Consider the following 14,981-nt stretch of genomic DNA (forward strand, 5'->3'; position numbering starts at 1 on the left):
CACCGGGCGTCTTGTGCGAATTCCTGCGAAAGGATTACTCGGCGGGCTGCGGTTCGGCCTGAAGCTGCGCAACCAAAGTCGCCAGCGCCTCGTTCCTGCCATCCTGCAGATCGGCGAGTTCAAACCGGCCGGTGATCGCATCCATCGACAGCTCGACATTCTTGGTGACCTGGCCGCGTTCGCCGACCGGGCCGAAATGCTCGCCGTTGACAGCGAAATAGATGGCGCTGCTTTCCCCGGTGCGCAGCTTTGGCGCATCCTCGGTCATCGGCACCTGGAACCGCTGGCCTGCATCCATGATGGTTTCCAGGATCACGCTGCCATCAGCCGCGGTGACCTGCACCCAGGAGGGGCGCACCGCAACCATTTCGACACCCGGCGTAACTTCGGCCACGACCTGCGGCACCTGCGGTCCCTGCTCACCCGCCTGCAGCGGCCCGATACCGTCAAACGGCAGGCTGGCCTCTGCTAGGCTCACCGTGGGCACATCCGGCGCTGCAAAGTTACCCAGCGTGGACGGATCAATGGTGGAAATCGGCGCGTCGCGCGCCACCAGCACCGGCACATCCAGCGCCTGCGGGCGGTACAGCCGGTCCAGCGCCTCAGCCGCCGGGTCCTGGGCGCCTTCGGCCACCTCCAGCACCGCACTGCTGAGCGGGTCGAGATCAGCCAGCACCGCCGGGGTCTGGTCCACCGGCGCAAACTGCACCTGCTGCACCTCTTTCAGCACGGCCCAGCCGCCATATGTGATGCCGCCGATCAGCCCCGCCAGCACCATCAGCGAACCGACAGCGCGCAGTTCAATCTGGCTCAGGATGCTGCTGGGAGCGGGAATGAACGGAGTATTCGGAGAGGCAAAGGCATCACCGCCCAGCCCCTTGGACGCGGCAGCCGGCACGCTGCCGGATTTGCTGCGGCTGGAGGCCTCGGCCGACATGCCGTGGGCCACGGAGAAGCCGCTTTCCTTGCAGAAGTCCTGGAACGCCTGTTCGGCATCCATGTTCAGATAGCGCGCATAAGATCGCACGTATCCGGCGATAAAGCCGGGCGTGTCAAACGCGGAAGGATCGGAGTTTTCGATGGCAGCGATGTAGGAGGCCTTGATCCGCAGCTCGCGCTGGACGTCAAGCAGCGATTTACCCATCGTCGCCCGCTCGCCGCGCATCACGTCGCCAAGCTTCAGCTCGAAATCGTCAAAACCCTTCGGCTCTGGCGTTCCGCCATGGTCATCTTGCTTGCGCTGGGTGAAGCGCCCGATCATGCCTGCCGTCCCATAATTTGCCTGCCGCCATCGTTCCAGAGCGGTGAAAGAATCGCACTTGCGACTCAGATCCGCTCATTGATTGACAACAGCGTAACACACTCAGCGTTAATTTACACTGATCAGTAAGTTACCCGGCAAGTTCGGCACGATTCAGCGCACAATGCGACCACAATGCGTCCATTGCGTGGACCAGTGCGTCGATCTCCTTGGGGCCGTGCACCGGCGACGGCGTGAAGCGCAGGCGCTCGGTGCCGCGCGGCACGGTGGGGAAGTTGATCGGCTGCACGTAGATGCCGTAATCCTCCAGCAGGTGGTCGGACAGCACCTTGGTGTGGACCGGGTTGCCGACGATTACCGGCACGATGTGGCTGCCATGGTCAATGATCGGCAGGCCCAGCCCCTTCAGCCGCAGCTTCAGCACCTTGGCCTGGTCCTGGTGCTTGTCGCGCAGGTCCTGCGCGCCCTTCAGATAGGCCACAGAGGCCGCGGCCCCGGCAGCCACCGCGGGCGCCAGCGAGGTGGTGAAGATGAAGCCCGGCGCATAGGAGCGGATGGCGTCGCACATCTTGGCAGAGGCCGCGATATAGCCGCCCATCACGCCATAGGCCTTGGCCAGGGTGCCGTTGATGATGTCGATGCGGTGGGCCAGGCGGTCACGCTCGGTGACGCCGCCGCCGCGGGGGCCGTACATGCCGACCGCATGCACCTCGTCGATATAGGTCAGGGCACCGAATTCGTCGGCCAGGTCGCAGATTTCCGCGATCGGGCCAAAGTCGCCGTCCATCGAATAAACCGATTCGAAGGCGATCAGCTTGGGCGCTTCGGGGTCGTCGGCTTCCAGCAGCTCGCGCAGATGGGCGACGTCATTGTGGCGGAAGATGCGCTTGGCACCGCCGTTGCGGCGCACGCCTTCGATCATCGAGGCATGGTTCAGCGCGTCGGAATAGATGATCAGCCCCGGGAACAGCTTGGGCAGCGTGCTCAGCGTCGCGTCATTGGCGATATAGGCAGAGGTGAACAGCAGCGCCGCTTCCTTGCCGTGCAGGTCGGCCAGCTCGGCCTCCAGCAGCTTGTGGTACACCGTGGTGCCGGAGATGTTGCGGGTGCCGCCGGAGCCGGCACCGGTGGAGTCGATGGCGTCATGCATCGCGTCCAGAACCACCGGATTCTGGCCCATGCCGAGGTAATCGTTGCCGCACCAGACGGTGATGTCCTGCTTGGTGCCGTCGGGCCGGGTCCAGACCGCGTGCGGGTAGTGGCCCTTCTTGCGCTCGATGTCGATGAAGGTCCGGTACCGGCCCTCTTCGTGAAGGCTGGCAATCGCTGCATCCAGTTTCGCGGTATAGTCCACCGGCATCTCCATAGCTAATTGTGCTCCTGCGGAGCACGCGGGCTGTGTAAAGGGCACGGGTCTTCTGACGATTAGGCCGCAATCACGTTTAAGATTGGTTACCTTAGGCGTCCCCTTCGATCAACTGCATACGCGCCGCCAGGGGTGCGCAACATTGATGCAGGTCAAATAAAACTTAAACAGCTGCCGGGCAAGGACAGCTGCGGCCAACCCGTGGCCGTTTGCGTCGTAACTGTTTCCCTTTTTTCCATATAGTGTGCTGGATCGGAAACCCCAGCGGCCGAAAATGCCGGGAAAATCCGGCGTTGAGACCACTGGCCCCTCCCCAGCCGCGCTGCTAGGGTCCGCGGCAAACCGGCCCTTATCCCGGGCCTCCCCCGGACAAACAGGAGAGCAAGAGATGGCACTGAATGACGTTCTGGACCGGATCGACGCAGAGCTGGACGCCGCCACCGAACGGCTGATGGAGCTGTTGCGGATCCAGTCGATTTCCACCGACCCGGCCTATAAGGCAGACTGCGACAGGGCCGCCGACTGGCTGGTGGCGGATCTGAACTCCATCGGCATCAAGGCAGAGAAACGCGCCACTCCGGGCCACCCGATGGTGGTCGGCCATGTGGGCGAGGAAAACACCGATGCGCCGCACGTGCTGTTCTACGGCCATTATGATGTGCAGCCGGTCGACCCGCTGAACCTCTGGAACACGCCGCCGTTCGAGCCGCAGCTGGAGGAAACCCCGAACGGCACCGTGATCCGCGGCCGCGGGTCGTCGGACGACAAGGGCCAGCTGATGACCTTTGTCGAGGCCTGCCGCGCCTGGAAGGCCGTCAACGGCTCCCTGCCCTGCCGCATCACCTTCTTCTTCGAAGGCGAAGAGGAATCCGGCTCGCCCTCGCTGATCCCCTTCATGGAAGCAAACGCCGAAGAACTGAAGGCCGACATCGCGCTGATCTGCGACACCTCGATGGTGTCGCGCGGGGTGCCGTCGATCTCCTCGCAGCTGCGCGGCATGCTGAAGGACGAATTCACCGTGATCGGCCCGCGCATCGACCTGCACTCCGGCCATTACGGCGGCCCCGGCCTCAACCCCTTGCGCGAACTCAGCCGCATCGTCGCCTCCTTCTATGACGAGGAAACCGGCAAGGTCGCCGTCGAAGGCTTCTATGAAGGCGTGCACGAGGTGCCCGAGGACCAGCTGCGCCAGTGGGAAGGCTGCGGTTTCGACGAGAAGGACTACCTCGCCAACGCGGGCTACACCCAGGCGCATGGCGAAAAGGACCGCTCGGTGCTGGAGCAGCAGTGGGCCCGCCCGACGCTGGAGGTGAACGGCCTCTGGGGCGGCTACAACGGCGCCGGCTCCAAGACCGTGATCCCGTCGGAGGCACACTGCAAGATCACCTGCCGCCTGGTCGGCGACATGGACCCCGACGCGCTGCGGGTGAAGATCCGTAAACACGTTGAGGCGCAGCTGAAACCCGACTGCAAGGTGGTCTGGGACAACGATCTCGAAGGCTCCAAGGCTTCGGTCATGGACATCACCCGCCCCGAATTCGCCGCCGCCCGCGCTGCGCTCTCGGACGAGTGGCAGCGCGAGGCGGTATTCTGCGGCATGGGAGGCTCGATCCCGATCGCGGGCTTCTTCAAGTCGATCCTGGGCATGGAGTCGATGCTGGCGGGCTTTGCCAACGAGGACGACGCGATCCACTCCCCGAACGAGAAATACGACCTGAAGAGCTTCCACAAGGGCATCCGGTCCTGGGCGCGGATCCTTGACGCGCTGACACAGAAGTAATTGATAGGCGGGGCGGGCAAACTATCCGCCCCGCCACCGCTTCTCTCCCCCAAAGAACAGGGCACTCTCCCGCCCGTCATCAGCGCTCTGACGAGCCCCTCTTCCCGTTGGGCCCGGCGCCGCCATAGGCGGCGCCGGGCCCAAGGCTTGCTGTGCGGCATCTTTGATGCCGCGCCAAGGCGCGGGAGCTCCTCCCCTCAGCGCCAACGCAGCGGCAGGCTTGATCCTGTGCTGCCCTCAGGGTCCAATCCCCAAAACGCGCCGCCGCAAAGGGAGGAAGTCATGCCAGTATCCAATCAGTCCGGCACCCTGCAGGTGAACGGCCAGCAGATCGCCTACACTCTGCGCGGCAAAGGGCCGCCGCTTCTCTTGCTGCACGGCTTTCCGCAGACCAAGGAAATGTGGGAGGAGGCCGCCCCCGCCCTCGCCCGCCACTACACCGTGGTGACGGCGGACCTGCGCGGCTATGGCGCCAGCTCCAAACCCGAGGGCGTGGACGCCATGAGCTTCCGCAGCATGGCCGCCGACCAGCTGGCGCTGATGAGGGCACTGGGGTTTCCCCGCTTCCACCTGGCGGGCCACGACCGCGGCGGCCGCACCGCCCACCGGCTGGCGCTGGACGCGCCGGATGCGGTGGCCAGCCTCACCCTGATGGATATCATCCCGACCCACCTGCTGCTGGATCAGCTGACCCAGCAGGTCGCCCGCGCCTATTACCACTGGTTCTTCCTGGCCCAGCCCGCCCCGCTGCCGGAGCGCATGATCGGCGCCGATCCGCAGGCCTATTTCGAAAGCTGCCTGTTGGGCTGGGGCGGCGCCTCGCTTGCGGATTTCCCGCCCGCGGCGCTGGCCGCCTACCGCCGCGCCTGGGCGGATCCGGCCTGCGTCCATGCCATGTGCAACGACTACCGCGCCGCAATCGAGGTGGACTTTCACGACGACGCCCGCGACCTCGGCCGGCAGGTCCAATGCCCGGCGCTGGTTCTCTATGGCGCAGATGGCGCCATGGCCCGGGCCTATGACGTCGCCGCCACCTGGGCGCCGCGCCTGCAGGACATGACTGCGCAAACCGTGCCGGGCGGGCATTTCTTCATCGACAGCGCCCCGGCCGAAACCGCCGCCGCGCTGCTCGCTTTCCTCACCCCGCTGCCGCCCATCAGCCCGGCTTGACGTTCGTTTTACGCACCCGGTTAAGACTTGCTTATCGCTCTTGCGCTAACCTTACGGCAACGCGCAGCAATAGGCAGACGGAGGCAGAGATGTCACAAAGCAGGTTCAAACGCCCGCCGGGGTTCGAGGGCAACCAGACCGACCCGGAGGAAAGCTACCGCGCAGGCTACCAGCATGGCACCCGGGTGCTGCTGCGCTATCTGGAATCCAATCCCAAACCCGATCTGGACCGCCTCAAGAAATGGGTGGACGCAGAACTGACCGGCTGGCGCCACGACACCGAGGCGGCACCGAACCCGCCGGTTCTCTGACCGCTCCGCTGCAGCCGCCATGCCGCTTGCCTGACCCGTTCCCGGCAGTCAGGCTGGCGTCATGACCCAAGCGATTCTGACAGACGGCCCGCAGCTGGCCGCATTCCTTGCCCTGGAAACCAAGGTCTGGGAGGCGCTGACCGCCGGCGATCCCGAGGCCGACGGGCGGATGCTGACCGAGGACTTCCTGGGCGTCTACCCCAGCGGTTTCTCGGACAAGGCAGGCCATTGCGAACAGCTGCAGGACGGGCCGGTGATGGCGGACTACCGCCTCAGCGATGCGCAGCTGCGCGTCATTTCTGATGGCGCGGTCCTGCTCTCCTACCGCGCCGCCTACTGCCCGGCCGGCAGCCGGGAATGGAAGGAGATGCTGATCTCCTCGCTCTGGGAGAAGCGCGCTGACGGCTGGCTCAACTCCTTCAGCCAGGACACACCAACCGCCTGACAGACCGCAAGGAGTCAGGCCTCAGGGATCGTGCGAGGCATCGAGTTCGACCCCCTCCTTCACCCCGTGGTCCGTCTTGCTGTCATAGGCGTCCTGCTTCTTCTGCCACTCCTTCGTCTCGCCCTCCCAGAAACTCTTGAGATCCGCCTTCAGAACATTCTCCGACGCCAGGCTGGCTTCCAGCGCCGCCACGCAATCGGTGAAAATCTTGTGGTGGTTGTTCTCATGGGCATAAAGCTTCTTCCACATGGTGTCCCAGCTGCCCTTCTGCCCCTTGTTGCCCTTGCCGTATTCCTTCCACTTGGGCATCGTGATGACCGGCTTGCTGGTCAGCTTGAACTCCTTCACGTGGCCGTCCAGCTGGAAGGTCGCCGAATAGCTGGCATTGGACCGGTAGCGCCCCCAGAAGCTGCGTTTATTCAGCGCCTTGAACACCGCTGCGATGGTCTTGCCGCTGACCGAATAGGACACATCCTTGGGCTTCGGGACGGTCTTCTTGAACACCGCCGGATCCGGCGGCACGTCGTCCAGCTTGACCCCCGCGGTATGGCCGCCGGCCGTCTTCGACGCATAGCCTTCCACCGCCGACAGCATCGCCGCCTTGGCGTCCTTGAACAGCGCCTTCAGTTCATCCTTCTGCAGCGGTTCCTCCCGCGCCTGCATCTTGGCCGCAAACTTCGCCGCCGACTCCAGCGCCAGATTGTGCAGCGCGGTCAGATACTTCTCCAGCGCCTTGATCATCCGGTCCCATTCCGCCTGCCGCGCCGTGGTGGTCTTGCCGTATTCCGCCCAGGACGGCTGCGTTGCCACCGGCTTGCAAGTCACGGTGATCTGGCTCACCGACTTGTCCTTGGCGAACTTCGGCACGAAGACCGGCGCCGGATCATAGCCGGCCCAGGCATCCCTGCCGTCCAGCGCCTCCCGCAGCCCGTCAATGTCTTTGGCGGACACCTTGTAGGATTTCTTCGACGGCTTCGGCAGCTTCACCTTCACGTCGACACCCATCGCCAGCCCTCTTCCGCAAAACCGAACAACAATACGCGCACAGCCGCCAGCCGCCGCGCAGCGAGGATACCACAAGCACGCCTGATTTCTGAGTGTTACTGCGAAGAGAGGGGAAAGTGGCGCGGTTGACGGGGCTCGAACCCGCGACCCCCGGCGTGACAGGCCGGTACTCTAACCAACTGAGCTACAACCGCGCATGGGCCTTTCGGCTATGTTCCCCGTCCGGGGCGGTCCCTGAAACGCCAGGGCGACGGGCGAAAGTGGCGCGGTTGACGGGGCTCGAACCCGCGACCCCCGGCGTGACAGGCCGGTACTCTAACCAACTGAGCTACAACCGCATTTTCGCCTTGCGGCGGACCGTTTCCGGCCCTGATCCCCTCCGGGGCGGTCCCTGTTCAGCCCCGGGACGGGGCGCAGCAGTGGCGCGGTTGACGGGGCTCGAACCCGCGACCCCCGGCGTGACAGGCCGGTACTCTAACCAACTGAGCTACAACCGCCCGCTGCACATCCGGCATCGCTGCTGAATGTTGGGCTGTAATATTCTCCGCCCCCGGCACCGTCAAGCGGTGTTTTGCCTTTTTCCGGACTTTCCCGGAAAAAAATGACAAGCACCGGATAACACACTGAAACAGAACCAAAAACGCGCCATTCACGCTGCCGTGCGCCCGCTGCTTTGACTATCTGACCTGAGGGGGATGGTGGGTCGTGAGAGGCTCGAACTCCCGACATCTTCGGTGTAAACGAAGCGCTCTACCAACTGAGCTAACGACCCGATGAGCGGGGATTTAGACAATGCTGCCGGACAGCGCAAGGGGGCATTGCAGATTTTTTTGCCCGCCCGGACGGCTTATTCCAGGACCGTTTCCGCCCCGTTTTCCAGCACATAGACGCAGCCCTGCCCGTTCGGCAGCGCCGCCATCCGGTCGCGCGACAACCCGCAGACAATGCCCCGCATCACTTGGCCCAGCAGCCCATGCGCCACCACCACCGTGGGGCCGGTCAGCGACTGCATGAAATCGAGGATGCGGGCATGGAAACTGCCGTACCCCTCGCCGCCCGGCGCTTCGCAGAACAGGTCCAGATTGCGCGGGTTGGCCCTGTAGATGCCCGGATACCCTGCCGCCACCTCCTCCAGCGTCATGCCCTGAAACGCCCCGGCATAGGCCTCAGCCAGACGCAGGTCGGTTACAAAAGGCGCGCCGCCCAGGGCAATATCCGCGGTCTGCTGCGCCCGCCCCAGAGGCGAGGCAAAGCAATCCGGGCCCTGCGCCATGACCGGCGCCATCAGCACAGCCTGGCGGCGGGCGTGCTCCACCCCCAGGGGCGTCAGCGGCGATTCCAGCTGCCCCTGGATGCGGCGCTCGGCATTCCATTCGGTCTGCCCGTGCCGCAGCAGCCAGATTTTCGGAAATTGCATAATGTGCCCCCTGCCCGGTTCCTCAGGCAAAGTGGTAACGCCGCAGGACCGCGGGCGGAACCCCGGAAAAGTAAAAGGCGCTCAACCTTTTCAGTGAGCGCCTTTCAGGAATGATGGTGGGTGATAAGAGATTTGAACTCCTGACATCTTCGATGTGAACGAAGCGCTCTACCACTGAGCTAATCACCCGTGAGGCAGGCTTTTAACTGTCCGGTGCGGGCTCCGCAAGAGGGTCTTTGGAAGATTTTTGCCCTTCGCCCGCATTTTCTCCGGCGGCGTTATTTGCTGCACCGGCGGCGGCCGGCGGCTGGCGCAGCTTGCAGACAAACACGGTGCCGTTGCTGCGTTCCTGGCTGCGGTTGATGCGCAGCTTGCCAAACGGTTTCAGGTTCAGCTCGCGCCCCTCGGCCACCGCCTCGCCCAGCAGCGCCAGAACCGCCTCGACCACCGGTTTGGCGTCCTTCTTCTTGACGCCGGACCGTTCGACGGCCCGTTCGATCAGTTCCTTCTTGGCCAGTTCCGGTGCCGGCACTACCGGTGCGGCGGCCGCAACGACAACCGGTTCCGGGGCGGCAGGCGGCTCCGCCGCAACTGCTGCAGCCTTGCGGGGCTGCGGCTTGGCCGCAGCCGGTTTTGCGGCAGACGCCTTCGCGGCCCCTGCCGGCAGCGTGCCCGTCTTGCGTGCCGCCGGTTTGCGTGTGCCGGATGTGCGCCCGGATGTTCTGCTTTTGCTGGTTGCCCGTGCCATTTTCTGCCCCGTTTGCCGGTTTATCTGCCCGCCCTGATCCTGCGCCTTCAGCCCGTCCGGGGACCGGCAGCCGCGCGGACGGGCTTGTCCTGTGCAATCAGCCTAGCACAGGCTCCCGGCGCCCGTGAACCGTTCAGCAGGACGGCAGCGCGTCGCGGCGAATCATCGTGCGCAGGGTAAAGCTGGAGCGGGTGTTGCGGATGCCCGGCACCCGCATCAGCCGGTCCTCCAGGAAACGGTCGAAATCCGGCAGATCCTCCGCCACCACCCGCAACAGGATATCGCGGGTGCCGGTCATCAGATAGCACTCCATCACTTGGTCGAACTTGCGCACCGCCTTTTCAAAGGCTTGCAGCGCGTCAGTGGACTGCCGCTCCAGTTCCACCGCCACAAAGATCGTCACCGGCAGCCCCAGCTTGGCCTGGTCCACCCGCGCCGAATAGCCGCTGATCACCCCGCTCTCCTCCAGGTTGGCAACCCGGCGCGCGCAGGGGGTGGCCGAGAGCCCGACCATCTCCGACAATTCGGAAATCTTCAGCCGCCCGTTGCGCTGAAGCGCGGCGACAATCTTGCGGTCAATCGAATCCATGGAGCTTTCCCCTAAGTCAGGCGGCTTTCAGGGCAGTTTATCACCAAACTCCCCCGCCCCGGCAGGCCTTTTTGGTGAAAACCGGCGTTTGCGCGCTGGTATTATCGGATAAAGTTTTGGAGGAGCCATCCAGATGACAGTGACCGCTGTTGCGACCAGCACCCATGAAGAAATCTACCGCGTCGAGGAGCCCTCTGTGGGCCTCCTGGGCTTTATTGCCGTGCATTCCACCCAGCTTGGCCCGGCGGCCGGCGGCCTGCGCATGCGCCCCTACGCCAGCGAAGACGAAGCCCTGACCGACGTCAAGCGCCTCAGCGAGGGCATGACCTACAAGAACGCCGCGGCAGGGCTGACCCTGGGCGGCGGCAAGGCTGTGATCATCGGAGACCCGGCCAAGGACAAATCGCCGGAGCTGCTGCGCGCCTTTGCCCGCGCCATCGAGAGCCTGGACGGCCGTTACATCACCGCCGAGGACATGGGCATGAGCCCCGCCGACATGGCGGTCCTGGCCGAGGAAACCCGGTTCGTGGCCGGCCTCGCCGACGGCGAGTTCGCCAGCGGCGACCCCTCGCCGATCACCGCCCGCGGCATCTTCAACGCAATCCGCACCGCCCGCGCCCACAAACACGGCAGCCGCGATCTGGACGGCGTCACCGTGTCGGTGCAGGGCCTGGGCCATGTCGGCTGGTACCTCTGCCAGTTCCTGCATGAGGCCGGCGCCAAGCTGGTTGTCACCGACATCGACGAAAGCCGCGTGGAGCAGGCGATTGCCGAATTCGGTGCCCGGGCGGTGCCGCTGGCGGATATCTACGGCACCGAGGCTGACGTCTTTGCCCCCTGCGCCATCGGCGGCATCCTGAACGCCCAGACCATTCCGCAGCTGAAGGCGGATATCGTCGCGGGCGGCGCCAACAACCAGCTGGCCACCGCCGAGGACGGCGCCGCGCTGCATGCCCGCGGCATCCTCTATGCGCCCGATTTCGTCGCCAACGGCGGCGGCATCATCAACGTCGCGACCGAGATCCAGAAGATCAAGGACCGCGAAGGCTTTGTCGCCGACAAGCTGCAGGCGCTGGATGAAACCATGGCAGCGATCCTGAGCCAGGCCAAGGCGGCGGATGTCAGCCCGGCAGAAATGGCGATTGCCACCGTGCAGGCCAAGATGGCGGGCGCCAGCAAGGCTGCCTGACCCTTCCCGCCTGCAGGGCTGCGGGGGGCCTCCCGCACCCGCACGGCGCCCGGCCTGCGGCCGGGCCCCATCCCGGTTTTGGGACCGGCGGCCAGCCACGCCCAACGGCTGCGGCGGCGCTGTAAACGCAGCCGTCAGCGGGCGGGAGCGCCAGCGCCAAGCCATCCGGACACCAAGGAACACACGCCCCGGCAAGAAGGGCCAGAACGGAAGAGAGAACTGATCAAGGGCGGCCCCCTCGGACCGCCCTTTCCTTTTGTCTTCCTGCCTGATCAGCGGATCAGTGCGCGGTGGCGCTTGCACCCTCGCCGGAGCCTTTCAGCGCCGATTTGGCTGCTGCGGCTTCCTCCGCCGCCTCATCCCATTCGATGGGCTCAGGCTTGGACACCAGCGCGTGCTCCAACACCTCGGACACATGGCTGACGGGGATGATTTCCAGCCCCTCCTTCACGTTGTCCGGGATCTCCGGCAGGTCCTTTTCGTTCTCCTGCGGGATCAGCACCGTCTTGATGCCGCCGCGCAGCGCCGCCAGCAGCTTCTCCTTCAGCCCGCCGATCGCCAGCGCGTTGCCGCGCAGGGTGACCTCGCCGGTCATCGCAATGTCCTTGCGCACCGGGATCTGGGTCAGCACCGAAACGATGGAGGTGACCATCGCCAAGCCCGCCGAGGGGCCGTCCTTGGGCGTCGCGCCTTCCGGCACGTGCACGTGGATGTCCCAATGGTCGAACTTCGGCGGCTTGATGCCCAGTTTCGGCGAGACCGAGCGCACATAGCTGGACGCCGCCTCGATCGATTCCTTCATCACGTCGCCCAGCTTGCCGGTGGTCTTCATCCGGCCCTTGCCGGGCAGCCGCAGCGCCTCGATCGACAGCAGCTCGCCGCCGACGGAGGTATAAGCCAGCCCGGTGACAACACCGACCTGATCCTCCTTCTCGGCCAGGCCGAAGCGGAACTTGGGCACGCCCAGGAACTCGTCGAGGTTGTCCGGCGTGACGGTCACGCTGTCGGCCTCTTTCTTGACGATCTTGGTCAGCGACTTGCGTGCCACCTTGGCGATCTCGCGCTCCAGGTTCCGCACGCCCGCCTCGCGGGTGTAGGTGCGGATCATCTCGGTCACCGCCGCCTCGGTCAGCTCGAACTCCTTGGCCTTCAGGCCGTGGTTCTTCACCTGCTTGGAAATCAGGTGCTGCTTGGCGATCTCGCGCTTCTCGTCCTCGGTGTAGCCGGACAGCGGGATGATCTCCATCCGGTCCAGCAGCGGCCCGGGCATGTTGTAGCTGTTCGAGGTGGTCAGGAACATCACGTTCGACAGGTCGTATTCCACCTCCAGGTAGTGATCCATGAAGGTGTTGTTCTGTTCCGGATCCAGCACCTCCAGCATCGCCGAGGCCGGGTCGCCGCGGAAATCCTGTCCCATCTTGTCGATCTCGTCGAGCAGGATCAGCGGGTTGGTGGTCTTCGCCTTCTTCAGCGCCTGGATGATCTTGCCGGGCATCGAGCCGATGTAGGTGCGGCGGTGGCCGCGGATTTCAGACTCGTCGCGCACGCCGCCCAGCGAAATGCGGATGAACTCGCGCCCGGTCGCCTTGGCCACGGATTTACCCAGCGAGGTTTTACCCACGCCCGGAGGGCCGACGAGACACAGGATCGGCCCCTTCAGCTTGGCCGAGCGCTGCTGCACCGCCAGGTATTCGACGATGCGCTCCTTGACCTTCTCCAGGCCATAGTGATCCGCATCCAGAATCTCCTGCGCCTTGTTCAGGTCTTTCTTGACGCGGGACTTGTTGCCCCACGGGATCGACAGCATCCAGTCGAGGTAGTTGCGCACCACGGTGGCTTCCGCCGACATCGGCGACATGTTCTTGAGCTTCTTCAGCTCCGCGTCGGCCTTCTCGCGCGCCTCTTTCGACAGCTTGGTGGCGGCGATTTTCTCTTCCAGCTCGGCGATTTCGCCTGCACCTTCCTCGCCGTCGCCCAGCTCCTTCTGAATGGCCTTCATCTGCTCATTCAGATAGTACTCGCGCTGGGTCTTCTCCATCTGGGATTTGACGCGGGTTTTGATCTTCTTCTCGACCTGCAGGACCGACATTTCGCCCTGCATCAGGCCATAGACCTTCTCCAGCCGCTCGCTGACAGAGAGCGTCTCCAGCAGTTCCTGCTTGCGGTCCACCTCGATGCCCAGATGGCCGGCCACCAGGTCGGCCAGCTTGGCAGGCTCGGCGGTTTCACCGACGGCGGACAGCGCTTCTTCGGGAATGTTCTTGCGCACCTTTGCGTAACGCTCGAACTCATCGCCGACGGTGCGCACCAGCGCCTCGGTGGTGGTGACGTCGCCCGGCATCTCGGCCAGCTCTTCGGCCTTCGCCTCGAAGAAGTTGTCGTTCTCCAGGAACTCGGTGATCTTCACCCGGCTCTGGCCCTCGACCAGCACCTTGACGGTGCCATCGGGCAGTTTCAGCAGCTGCAGCACATTGGCCAGCACGCCGACGCTGTAGATGCTATCGGTTTCGGGATCGTCCTCGGAGGGGTCGATCTGGCTCGACAGCAGGATCTGCTTGTCGTCGGCCATCACCTCTTCCAGGGCGCGCACCGATTTTTCCCGGCCCACGAACAGCGGCACGATCATGTGGGGGAACACCACGATGTCGCGCAGCGGCAGGACTGGGTAGGAGGAATTGAGTGGCTCTTGCATACTCGGTCCTTTGGTTAGGCAAGACGGCCCGGCCCCGGTATTGGCAGCTTTGGCCCGTCTCCTCATTGGATGTCTTTACTTGGTGGGGCGGCTCTGGGTTTTCAACCGCGGCACCTCAAGGCTGGGGCTCACCTTGCCCGCTGCGCGCCGGGACCACAAGGGCGCAAATGCAGGAAGGGTGAGCAAATAATGAAGGCCGCGCCGGGGTGGCCCTGTGGATAACTCCGGCGCACCGATCAGCGCCGCAGCAGCGTGATCAGGCCGCGCTCCAGCCGCCCGCCCGGCCCGGTTTCACGGTAGGTTCCGCTCATCCGGGACTGGTCAACCAGGAACAGGCGGATGTCCTGACGCAGCGCCTCGCCGGTGCCGGAATCGCGCTCCGCCAGCAGGTTGAGCCGCAGCAGCTGATCCGCGCCGCAGGACAGCGCCCCCAGTGCCAGCTCATCCAGAAAAACCTCCGTGCCGTCGGCCAGATCGCCGCGGCCCACGCTTTCGGCCCTGAGCCCGGTGCCCGGCTTCACCGGCGCCCGGTCCTCGACCCCGATGGGCAGGAACCCCAAGGCGGCTGAATCCGCCACCAGCCGCCCGTTGCGGAATCCCAGCAGCAGCACTTCGCCGGTGCGCTGCGGCAGCGGCACCATCTCGATGCGCCCGCCGGCGGCCTGCGCAATTTCCCCCGGCCCCTTCTGCACGACCCACTGCCCGCGCAAGGCCGCTGAGCCACCCTTGATCAGTTCTTCCAGGGAAATCCGGCAGCCATCCAGCGGCGGTGCCTTGAAAAAGCTTGAAGCCTCGGCAAGCGAGCCCGGCGCGGTCTGCGCCAGCGCCAGCGGAGCGGCGCCCAGCAGGACCGCAACTGCCAATGCACGTCTCCAGATCATCGCCGTCCTCCGAGTTTTGGCGCGAGGATAGCTGATCAGGTCTTCATAACAGGTGAACGGGCCGCATGGCCCGCTGCATTGGCATCGGCGGCCGGGCGTGTGCTGCCCGGCCGCCGGCCCCTGTTCA

The 14,981-nt window shown here is 64.8% G+C and carries 13 protein-coding genes and 5 tRNA genes; 5 read left to right on the forward strand and 13 right to left on the reverse strand.

What is annotated here, in order from left to right:
• Positions 1 to 34: 34 nt before the first annotated feature.
• Positions 35 to 1,261, reverse strand: coding sequence for a RodZ domain-containing protein (locus tag AB1A62_RS02905; RefSeq protein ID WP_366659791.1), 1,227 nt, complete (start codon positions 1,259 to 1,261; stop codon positions 35 to 37).
• Positions 1,262 to 1,391: 130 nt separating this feature from the next.
• Positions 1,392 to 2,627 carry a 5-aminolevulinate synthase gene (gene hemA / locus AB1A62_RS02910; protein ID WP_366659792.1) on the reverse strand — a complete coding sequence of 412 codons (1,236 nt, stop codon included), beginning with the start codon at positions 2,625 to 2,627 and terminating at the stop codon, positions 1,392 to 1,394.
• A gap of 388 nt (positions 2,628 to 3,015) precedes the next feature.
• Here hemA and AB1A62_RS02915 point away from each other — a divergent pair, with 388 nt between their 5' ends.
• The 4 genes from AB1A62_RS02915 to AB1A62_RS02930 all read left to right on the forward strand — a co-directional run bounded on the left by AB1A62_RS02915 (position 3,016) and on the right by AB1A62_RS02930 (position 6,333).
• Entirely contained in the window at positions 3,016 to 4,407 is a 1,392-nt protein-coding gene (locus tag AB1A62_RS02915) for a M20/M25/M40 family metallo-hydrolase (protein ID WP_366659794.1), read from the forward strand.
• Between the two features lie 282 nt (positions 4,408 to 4,689).
• A complete protein-coding gene (locus AB1A62_RS02920; RefSeq protein ID WP_366659795.1) occupies positions 4,690 to 5,577 on the forward strand; it encodes an alpha/beta hydrolase in 888 nt (295 codons plus the stop codon).
• Positions 5,578 to 5,666: 89 nt separating this feature from the next.
• A complete protein-coding gene (locus AB1A62_RS02925; protein WP_366659797.1) occupies positions 5,667 to 5,888 on the forward strand; it encodes a hypothetical protein in 222 nt (73 codons plus the stop codon).
• A gap of 61 nt (positions 5,889 to 5,949) precedes the next feature.
• Entirely contained in the window at positions 5,950 to 6,333 is a 384-nt protein-coding gene (locus AB1A62_RS02930) for a nuclear transport factor 2 family protein (protein ID WP_366659798.1), read from the forward strand.
• Between the two features lie 21 nt (positions 6,334 to 6,354).
• Here AB1A62_RS02930 and AB1A62_RS02935 read toward each other — a convergent pair whose 3' ends face one another.
• The 9 genes from AB1A62_RS02935 to AB1A62_RS02975 all read right to left on the reverse strand — a co-directional run bounded on the left by AB1A62_RS02935 (position 6,355) and on the right by AB1A62_RS02975 (position 10,092).
• Positions 6,355 to 7,338, reverse strand: a complete 984-nt coding sequence (locus AB1A62_RS02935; RefSeq protein WP_366659800.1) for a DUF922 domain-containing protein — start codon at positions 7,336 to 7,338, stop codon at positions 6,355 to 6,357.
• A 117-nt stretch (positions 7,339 to 7,455) separates the two neighbouring features.
• Positions 7,456 to 7,532, reverse strand: a tRNA-Asp gene (locus tag AB1A62_RS02940).
• A gap of 67 nt (positions 7,533 to 7,599) precedes the next feature.
• Positions 7,600 to 7,676, reverse strand: a tRNA-Asp gene (locus AB1A62_RS02945).
• Between the two features lie 82 nt (positions 7,677 to 7,758).
• Positions 7,759 to 7,835, reverse strand: a tRNA-Asp gene (locus AB1A62_RS02950).
• A 199-nt stretch (positions 7,836 to 8,034) separates the two neighbouring features.
• A tRNA-Val gene (locus AB1A62_RS02955) sits at positions 8,035 to 8,110 on the reverse strand.
• Positions 8,111 to 8,185: 75 nt separating this feature from the next.
• Positions 8,186 to 8,755 carry a histidine phosphatase family protein gene (locus AB1A62_RS02960; protein WP_366659801.1) on the reverse strand — a complete coding sequence of 190 codons (570 nt, stop codon included), beginning with the start codon at positions 8,753 to 8,755 and terminating at the stop codon, positions 8,186 to 8,188.
• 114 nt (positions 8,756 to 8,869) lie between these two features.
• Positions 8,870 to 8,944: transfer RNA gene (locus AB1A62_RS02965), tRNA-Val, on the reverse strand.
• Between the two features lie 13 nt (positions 8,945 to 8,957).
• Positions 8,958 to 9,287, reverse strand: a complete 330-nt coding sequence (locus tag AB1A62_RS02970) for an HU family DNA-binding protein (RefSeq protein WP_366659802.1) — start codon at positions 9,285 to 9,287, stop codon at positions 8,958 to 8,960.
• A 349-nt stretch (positions 9,288 to 9,636) separates the two neighbouring features.
• On the reverse strand, positions 9,637 to 10,092 hold the full coding sequence (locus AB1A62_RS02975; RefSeq protein WP_174144924.1) for an Lrp/AsnC family transcriptional regulator: 456 nt from the start codon (positions 10,090 to 10,092) through the stop codon (positions 9,637 to 9,639).
• 133 nt (positions 10,093 to 10,225) lie between these two features.
• Here AB1A62_RS02975 and AB1A62_RS02980 point away from each other — a divergent pair, with 133 nt between their 5' ends.
• A complete protein-coding gene (locus tag AB1A62_RS02980) occupies positions 10,226 to 11,281 on the forward strand; it encodes a Glu/Leu/Phe/Val dehydrogenase dimerization domain-containing protein (RefSeq protein WP_366659804.1) in 1,056 nt (351 codons plus the stop codon).
• A gap of 280 nt (positions 11,282 to 11,561) precedes the next feature.
• Here AB1A62_RS02980 and lon read toward each other — a convergent pair whose 3' ends face one another.
• The gene (lon, locus tag AB1A62_RS02985; protein WP_366659806.1) at positions 11,562 to 13,973 is read right to left on the reverse strand and encodes an endopeptidase La; all 2,412 of its coding nucleotides are present in this window, start codon (positions 13,971 to 13,973) and stop codon (positions 11,562 to 11,564) included.
• Between the two features lie 236 nt (positions 13,974 to 14,209).
• Positions 14,210 to 14,854 (reverse strand): hypothetical protein, encoded by a 645-nt coding sequence (locus AB1A62_RS02990; protein WP_366659807.1) that lies wholly within the window; start codon positions 14,852 to 14,854, stop codon positions 14,210 to 14,212.
• Positions 14,855 to 14,981 lie beyond the last annotated feature (127 nt).

This window comes from Leisingera sp. JC11 (genome assembly GCF_040704725.1).
Classification (GTDB): Bacteria; Pseudomonadota; Alphaproteobacteria; order Rhodobacterales; family Rhodobacteraceae; genus Leisingera.

Coding starts and splice junctions, on each gene's coding strand:
- AB1A62_RS02990 (WP_366659807.1), bottom strand. CDS start 14,854: ATGATCTGGAGACGTGCATTGGCAGTTGCGGTCCTGCTGGGCGCCGCT.
- AB1A62_RS02960 (WP_366659801.1), bottom strand. CDS start 8,755: ATGCAATTTCCGAAAATCTGGCTGCTGCGGCACGGGCAGACCGAATGG.
- AB1A62_RS02925 (WP_366659797.1), top strand. CDS start 5,667: ATGTCACAAAGCAGGTTCAAACGCCCGCCGGGGTTCGAGGGCAACCAG.
- AB1A62_RS02920 (WP_366659795.1), top strand. CDS start 4,690: ATGCCAGTATCCAATCAGTCCGGCACCCTGCAGGTGAACGGCCAGCAG.
- AB1A62_RS02935 (WP_366659800.1), bottom strand. CDS start 7,338: ATGGGTGTCGACGTGAAGGTGAAGCTGCCGAAGCCGTCGAAGAAATCC.
- AB1A62_RS02905 (WP_366659791.1), bottom strand. CDS start 1,261: ATGATCGGGCGCTTCACCCAGCGCAAGCAAGATGACCATGGCGGAACG.
- hemA (WP_366659792.1), bottom strand. CDS start 2,627: ATGGAGATGCCGGTGGACTATACCGCGAAACTGGATGCAGCGATTGCC.
- lon (WP_366659806.1), bottom strand. CDS start 13,973: ATGCAAGAGCCACTCAATTCCTCCTACCCAGTCCTGCCGCTGCGCGAC.
- AB1A62_RS02975 (WP_174144924.1), bottom strand. CDS start 10,092: ATGGATTCGATTGACCGCAAGATTGTCGCCGCGCTTCAGCGCAACGGG.
- AB1A62_RS02930 (WP_366659798.1), top strand. CDS start 5,950: ATGACCCAAGCGATTCTGACAGACGGCCCGCAGCTGGCCGCATTCCTT.
- AB1A62_RS02915 (WP_366659794.1), top strand. CDS start 3,016: ATGGCACTGAATGACGTTCTGGACCGGATCGACGCAGAGCTGGACGCC.
- AB1A62_RS02980 (WP_366659804.1), top strand. CDS start 10,226: ATGACAGTGACCGCTGTTGCGACCAGCACCCATGAAGAAATCTACCGC.